The organism is Streptomyces milbemycinicus (assembly GCF_002154605.1).
In the GTDB taxonomy this organism is placed as follows: domain Bacteria; phylum Actinomycetota; class Actinomycetes; order Streptomycetales; family Streptomycetaceae; genus Streptomyces; species Streptomyces milbemycinicus.
The window spans coordinates 1-413 of record NZ_MUNE01000877.1 but is presented as its reverse complement, the minus strand read 5'-3'; the positions used below and the strand labels follow the sequence as shown (position 1 = coordinate 413).

Here is a 413-nt window from a genome sequence, read left to right as displayed (position 1 = left end):
CCTCGACCCCGTCGAGGTGATTCGCTTCCCGAACCGCGACGACAAGGACTCGGGTAGGGGCGAGGAGGCCCGGTGAACTGGCTGCTGGTGGTGGTCGGCGCCATGGTGGGCGCGCCGCTGCGCTATCTGACCGACCGGGCCGTGCAGGCCAGACACGATTCGGTGTTTCCCTGGGGCACCTTCACCGTCAATGTCGTGGGCTGTCTGGTGCTGGGTCTGCTGACCGGCGCCGTCACCGCAGGGGCCGCCTCCTCGCGGCTCCAGCTGCTGCTGGGCACCGGTCTTTGCGGGGCGCTGACGACGTACTCGACGTTCTCGTACGAGACGCTGCGGCTGACCGAGAACGGCGCCCGGCTCTTCGCGGTAGCGAACGTGGTGATGAGTGTGGCGGCCGGCCTCGGCGCCGCCTTCGC

The 413-nt window shown here is 69.7% G+C and carries 1 protein-coding gene; it reads left to right on the top strand.

Annotated features, from left to right (window positions below):
* Positions 1 to 72: 72 nt before the first annotated feature.
* Positions 73 to 413: fluoride efflux transporter CrcB (gene crcB, locus CCN51_RS48105; protein WP_086861042.1), on the top strand; the 341-nt coding region annotated here is incomplete at its 3' end.